Genomic DNA, 6175 nt, shown 5'->3' with positions numbered 1-6175 from the left:
AAAGCGGAATATTTTTCGCTGATAGTCTGGACAGACTTTCGACTGATTTGCCCGTCGGGTTGATTTGTCGCACGGAAAGCAACCACACCGTCATTCCGGGGCGATGCGCCAGCATCGAGCTATGATGTGCAATTGCACATCAGAGAATCCATTTCTCCACTTGCGCCTGCGGCCTGATGGATTCCGGGCTCGTCCTTCGGACGCCCCGGAAGACGAAGGGAGTCAGATGTGCTCGGCCATGATCTCGCCGGGCCGCGCATCCGGCTGCGGCTCGATATCGACCGACCAGAGGTCGCGATCATCGACGTCCTTCAACGTCACCGTCATTACCTCGCTCGTTCCGTCGATGTCGATGCGGCCGAAGAATTGCAGGCCGAAGCATGGGGCGAGGTTGTCGCCCTGCTCCGGGCTGCAGCCTTTCTGATACATAGCCTTTGGGCCAAAAGTGTTGTCGAGCACGCCAGGCGACCAGGAGCCGGCGTGCAGCGGGCCGGAGACGAATTCCCAGAACGGCTCGAAATCTGGGAATACCGCGCGGTTCGGATAGTAATGATGGGCCGCGGTGTAATGCATGTCGGCGGTGAGCCAGATCGTGTTGCGGATACCGGCGCGCTTCATGAAGGACAGGAGATCGGCGATCTCATGCTCGCGCCGCTCCGGCGGGCCGTCGCCGAGCGCGACCGCATCCAGGCTGATGAGGCCGATCGGCAAGTCGGCGGCGATCACCTTCCAGGTGGCGTTGGAAGCGACCAGCTCTCGCTTCAGCCACGCCAACTGTGTTTTGCCGAGGATGAAGCTGTCGCTGCCATCGCCCTTGTTCCAGGTGGAGTCGCGGTAAGAGCGCATGTCGATCAGGAACACGTCGAGCAGCGGGCCATAGGCGATCTTGCGATAGACGCGGCCGTCCTGCTCGAACACCGGGCGCATCGGCATGAATTCGTGAAATGCGCGCCGCGCCCGCGCCACCAGACGCGAGGAGCCGTCCTCGGCATAGCCGGCCTCATCAACGGTGCCGATCGGCGACCAGTCGTCGGCGACCTCGTGGTCGTCCCACTGCGCGAACATCGGCACCTCCGCATGGAAGGCGCGGAAGTTTGCATCATACCAATTGTATTTGTAGTTGCCGCGAAACTGCTCGAGGCTCCTGGCAACGGCCGACTTCGCCTCGGTGACGATGTTGCGCCAGAGCGTGCCGTCCGGCAACGGCAACTCCGACGGCACTGGGCAATCGGCATAGATGTGGTCGCCGGAATGGATGAAGAAGTCGGGACGGTTCTCCAGCATGGTGCGGTAGCTGCGCAGGCCGCCGCGGGAGGGATCGATGCCCCAGCCCTGCCCCACGGTATCGCCGGACCAGACGAAGGAGATCGATTGGCGCGTCACCGGCGCCGTGCGGAAACGGCCGGTCCTCGCCTCGCCCGCAAGCCCATCCGACGATTCAAAGCGCACGCGATAGAAGATGTCCTGTCCCGGCGGCAGGCCGTCGAGCAGGAGCTTTGCGGTGAAGTCGGTCGAAGGCAACACGTCGGTCGCAACAGTGCGAAGGATGGTTTTGAAATTCTCGTCGGCTGCGCATTCCACCTGCATCCGCGCGGCCCGATCGGCGCGCGACCAGATCACCGCGGCATCGCCCGAGACGTCGCCCGATTGAATCCCGCATCGAAGTTCGGGGCGATCAGCAGCGCGGCTGAGATAGGGTTTTGCGAGAGTGCCAAGACTTGCGAGTGCGGCTGATGAGCCTGACCGGATCAGAAGCTGGCGCCGGGTCAGGCCGCGCCTGGCGCGTGTCGCGATCGCCATTGGGCAGGATCTCCGTCGAATCGCGACGAAGGTTGCCCGCGCTGCTTGACTCTCGGCTTACGGTTTTACGACAGGGGGATGACTCGTGAAAACACCCTCGTCATGCCCGGGCTTGCCCGCCTTCGCTATCGCTTCGCCGGACTGACAGCGGAGCGCTCGGCGAAGCCTTGGCGTAGCCGGGTCCCGGGCATCCACGTCTTGCAGCCACGCAAGCGGCTTCGTGGATGGCCGGGTCAAGCCCGGCCATGACGGAGAATGTGTACGCCAGTGGTGCTCTTAAGACTTTGCCGGGCGCGCGGGTCAGCGCCAGTTACAGATGCCGCCGGAGCGGCAGGGCCAGGTCTGGATGCGGGTGTCGCGGGCCTGGGCGTCGAGCGGGTTGCCGTGGCGGCGGGCAAGCTTGGCGCGGGCGGGAACACGGCGCTCGGTGCGCACCGACCGCTCAGGCGCAGGCGCGACATGCGCTGCCCTGACCCTTTTCGTCTGCACCGGCTTCGGTTCCGCGACCACATGTGCAGCATCATTGTGATCGCTCTTGGCTTCGACGGGAACCCGGGCGAACTCGGTCGGCGGGCCGAGGCGCTTGGGCGACAGCACGGCCTTGGAGAGGTCGAGATTGAAATAGTCGCCGGGGCGGTAATCGTCCGCCATCGCCGGGACGCTCAGGACCAGGGCGGCGGTGGCAACGGCGGCCAGAACTGCATTTCTGGAGCTCACCGAACGCCTCCGAAATGACTCCAATGGAACATGCCCATCATGTAGGAAGCCGGCCGGACAATTCCAGCCGATCCTGCGAGCACGGTTACCGATCAACGAAAGTAATGGCCGCAGGTTGCTTCCTGCGGCCCAAGAACCGGACAAGAACCGGACTGGATCGGGACCTACTCGGCCGCCTGCGCGACCGGCTGGCCGATCGCAGCTTCGAGCCGCTGGCATTCCTGACGGTAGCGCGCGACGTTGGCTTCCTTGACGTGGCCGTAGCCGCGTACCAACTCGGCAGACTTCGCCAGCGCCACCAGCCGCGGTAAATCCACCAGCTTCTTGTCGAGATGGCGAAGGATCATCGCCGAATATTCGCCCGGTAGCGCCCGCTCCATCCGTCGCTCGGCGGTGTAGCCGAAAATATCGAGCGCGGAACCGCGCAAGCCTTTCAGCCGCGCCAGCAGCTTGAACGCGCTGAACACCCACGGCCCGAACTCGCGCTTCTGCAGATGTCCGGTGACCTTATCGCGGCGCGCGAACAGCGGCGGGGCGAGCAGCACCTTCAACCCGGGTTCGCCGTCAAACTGCTCCTTCAACGCCTTGGCGAATTCGCCATCGGTATAGAGCCGGGCGACCTCGTACTCATCCTTGTAGGCCATCAGCTTGAACAAGCCCTTGGCGAACGCTTCCGTCAGTTCGTGCGAGCCGGGAGCGGCCGCGGTTTCGGCAGCGCGGACGCGCGCGACGTCGGCGAGGTAGCGCTGCGAATAGGCCTCGTCCTGATAATCGGCGAGGAACTTGGCGCGGAAGGCGATGGTCTCGTCGAGCGTGCGCCTTGCCGGCGCCGCGCTCGAGGTCTTGAAACGCGCGGCGCTGACGACGCGCGCCAGGTCGTGCGCGGCAAGCCGGCCCCAGGAGAAGGCCATCTTGTTCATGTCGACCGCGGCGCCGTTCAGCTCGATCGCCTTCATCAGCGCCTCCAGCGACATCGGCACCGCGCCGCGCTGGAACGCGAAACCGAGCAGGAAGGCGTTGGTGGCGATGCTGTCGCCCATCAACGCAGTCGCCAGCCCGGTGGCGTCGAGGATGTCGAGGTCGGACGAGGTGACGGCTTCATTCAGCGTATCACGCATCGCGCCCGCCTCGAAATCGAGGTCGGGATTCATCACGAAGCTCGCGGTCGGCAGCAGGTCGGCGTTGACGATCGCGCGCGTCACGCCGCGCTCGGCCCGGCTCAGCGCCGCGACGCTGGTCGCGACCACGATGTCGCAGCCGAGAATCAGATCGGCGCCACCGGCGGCGATGCGGACGCTGGCGAGATCCTCCGCACGCGGCGCGAGCCGGACATGACTCATGACCGCTCCGTTCTTCTGCGACAGGCCGGTGAAGTCGAGCGTCGAACAGGCCAGCCCCTCGACATGGGCGGCCATGCCGAGCAGCGCGCCGATGGTGATGACGCCGGTGCCGCCGATGCCGGTGACGAGGATGTTGTAGGAACCGGAAAGCGCCTGCGGCTTCGGCGTCGGCAGGTCCGCGAACAGCGCCGACGGATCGGCAGCGGCACGGTCGGCCTTGCGCAGCTTGGGGTCATGGACGGTGACGAAGCTCGGGCAGAAGCCCTCGATGCAGGAGAAGTCCTTGTTGCAGTTGGACTGGTCGATGCGGCGCTTGCGGCCGAGCTCGGTCTCGAGCGGCTGCACCGAAACGCAGTTCGACTGCACCGAGCAGTCGCCGCAACCCTCGCAGACGCGCTCGTTGATGAAGACGCGCTTCGGCGGATCGGGATAGAGCCCGCGCTTGCGGCGGCGGCGCTTCTCCGCGGCGCAGGTCTGGTCGTAGATCAGGACCGTGAGGCCGGCGACGTCGCGGAGTTCGCGCTGCACGGCGTCGAGCTCGCGGCGGTGATGGATGGTGGCACCAGTGGGGAAATAGTTGGCGGGATATTTGGTCGGATCGTCGGAGACGATGGCGATACGCTTGGTGCCTTCGGCGGCGACCTGATGCGCGATCTGCGACACCGTGAAGCTGCCTTCGGCGGGCTGGCCACCGGTCATCGCGACCGCATCGTTATAGAGAATCTTGTATGTGATGTTGACGCCGGCGGCGGCCGCGGCGCGCAGTGCCAGCAGGCCCGAATGGGTGTAGGTGCCGTCGCCGAGATTCTGGAAGACGTGCTGCTCGTCGGTGAACGGCGCCTGCCCGATCCAGGCCACGCCCTCCGCGCCCATATGCGAAATGGTCGCGGTGCGGCGCGCCGGGATCGACAGCGCCATGCCGTGACAGCCGATGCCGGCCATGGCGCGGCTGCCTTCGGGTATCTTGGTCGAAGTGTTGTGCGGGCAGCCCGAGCAGAAATAGGGCGTGCGCTGCAGCTTGGCCGCGCCGATGCCTTCGGCCGGCCGATCGAAAGCTTCGAGCTTGGCCAGCCGCTGCTCCAGCATCGGGCTGCGATGGCCAAGCTTGCGAAGCCGCGCAACAACGGCGGCGGCAACCATGGTCGGCGTCAACTCGCCCTCGCTCGGCAGCAGCACCGCGCCGCTCTCGTCGCGCTTGCCGACCACCGACGGACGTTTTGAAGCATCGACATTGTAGAGGATGCGGATGAGCTGGTCCTCGATGAAGCCGCGCTTCTCCTCGACCACCAGCACGTCCTGCAACCCCTCGGCGAAGGCGCGGGCGCCGGATTCCTCGAGCGGCCAGGTCAGCGCGACCTTGTAGATGCGCAAGCCCAGCGCCTGTGCTTCCGCGTCGGTGACGCCGAGTTCGGCCAGCGCCTGGCGCAAATCGAGATAGGCCTTGCCGGTTGCCATGATGCCGAGCCGCGCCGGCTTGGAGTCGAGCACGATGCGGTCGAAGCGGTTGGCGCGGGCGAAGGCGGCGACGGCCTGCATCTTCGGACCGTGCAGGCGCCGCTCCTGCTCGAGCGGCGCGTCGGGCCAGCGGATGGAGAGGCCATCCGGCGGCATCTCGAAATCATCTGGCGTCACGATCTGGATGCGACCGGGATCGCTGATGATGGAGGCCGAGCTCTCCACCGTCTCGGAGATCGCCTTGAAGCCGACCCAGCAGCCGCTGTAGCGCGACAGCGCGAAGCCGAGGATGCCGAGGTCGAGATAGTCCTGCAGCGTGGCCGGATTGACGACCGGCATCAGCGCGGATGCGAACACCTGCTCGCTCTGATGCGCCAGCGTCGAGGACTGGCAGCCATGGTCGTCGACGGCGAGCGCGATCACGCCGCCGTTCCGCGAAGTGCCGGCCGAGTTGGCATGCTTCAGCGCATCGAGCGAGCGGTCGACGCCGGGGCCCTTGCCGTACCAGATGCCGAACACGCCATCGACCTTGGCGCCCGGAAACATGCCGACCTGCTGGCTGCCCCACACCGCGGTCGCCGCCAGATCCTCGTTGAGGCCGGGAACGAAGGCGATGTCATGCTGCTTGAGGAAAGATTTTGCCCGCCACAATGTGTGGTCGTACATGCCGAGCGGCGAACCGCGGTAGCCGGAGATGAAACCCGCTGTCTTGAGTCCCTGCGCGCGATCGCGTTCGCGCTGCAACATGGGGAGCCGGACCAGCGCCTGGGTACCGGAAAGGAAGATGCGTTTGACGTCCAACCGGTACTTGTCGTCCAGGCCAACTTCCATCAGCGACATGCTTCGCTCCCCGTTCGTGCAAG

The 6175-nt window shown here is 65.5% G+C and carries 3 protein-coding genes; all 3 read right to left on the bottom strand.

What is annotated here, in order from left to right; genetic code table 11:
- Positions 1-222: 222 nt before the first annotated feature.
- The 3 genes from CWO89_RS16980 to CWO89_RS16970 all read right to left on the bottom strand — a co-directional run bounded on the left by CWO89_RS16980 (position 223) and on the right by CWO89_RS16970 (position 6152).
- Entirely contained in the window at positions 223-1800 is a 1578-nt protein-coding gene (locus CWO89_RS16980) for an alkaline phosphatase D family protein (RefSeq protein WP_165421198.1), read from the bottom strand.
- Positions 1801-2100: 300 nt separating this feature from the next.
- A complete protein-coding gene (locus CWO89_RS16975) occupies positions 2101-2517 on the bottom strand; it encodes a hypothetical protein (protein WP_463700921.1) in 417 nt (138 codons plus the stop codon).
- Positions 2518-2681: 164 nt separating this feature from the next.
- Positions 2682-6152 (bottom strand): indolepyruvate ferredoxin oxidoreductase family protein, encoded by a 3471-nt coding sequence (locus CWO89_RS16970; RefSeq protein WP_130579925.1) that lies wholly within the window; start codon positions 6150-6152, stop codon positions 2682-2684.
- Between the last annotated feature and the right edge of the window lie 23 nt (positions 6153-6175).

Origin of the sequence: Bradyrhizobium sp. Leo170 (assembly GCF_004296405.1) — a bacterium.
In the GTDB taxonomy this organism is placed as follows: Bacteria; Pseudomonadota; Alphaproteobacteria; order Rhizobiales; family Xanthobacteraceae; genus Bradyrhizobium.
The sequence above is the reverse complement of the archived record's forward strand: the minus strand, read 5'-3'. Positions and strand labels throughout refer to the sequence as shown.

What these genes read in the sequence shown, in the direction of transcription:
- CWO89_RS16980 (WP_165421198.1), bottom strand. Translation starts at nt 1,800, where the DNA reads ATGGCGATCGCGACACGCGCCAGGCGCGGCCTGACCCGGCGCCAGCTT.
- CWO89_RS16970 (WP_130579925.1), bottom strand. Translation starts at nt 6,152, where the DNA reads ATGTCGCTGATGGAAGTTGGCCTGGACGACAAGTACCGGTTGGACGTC.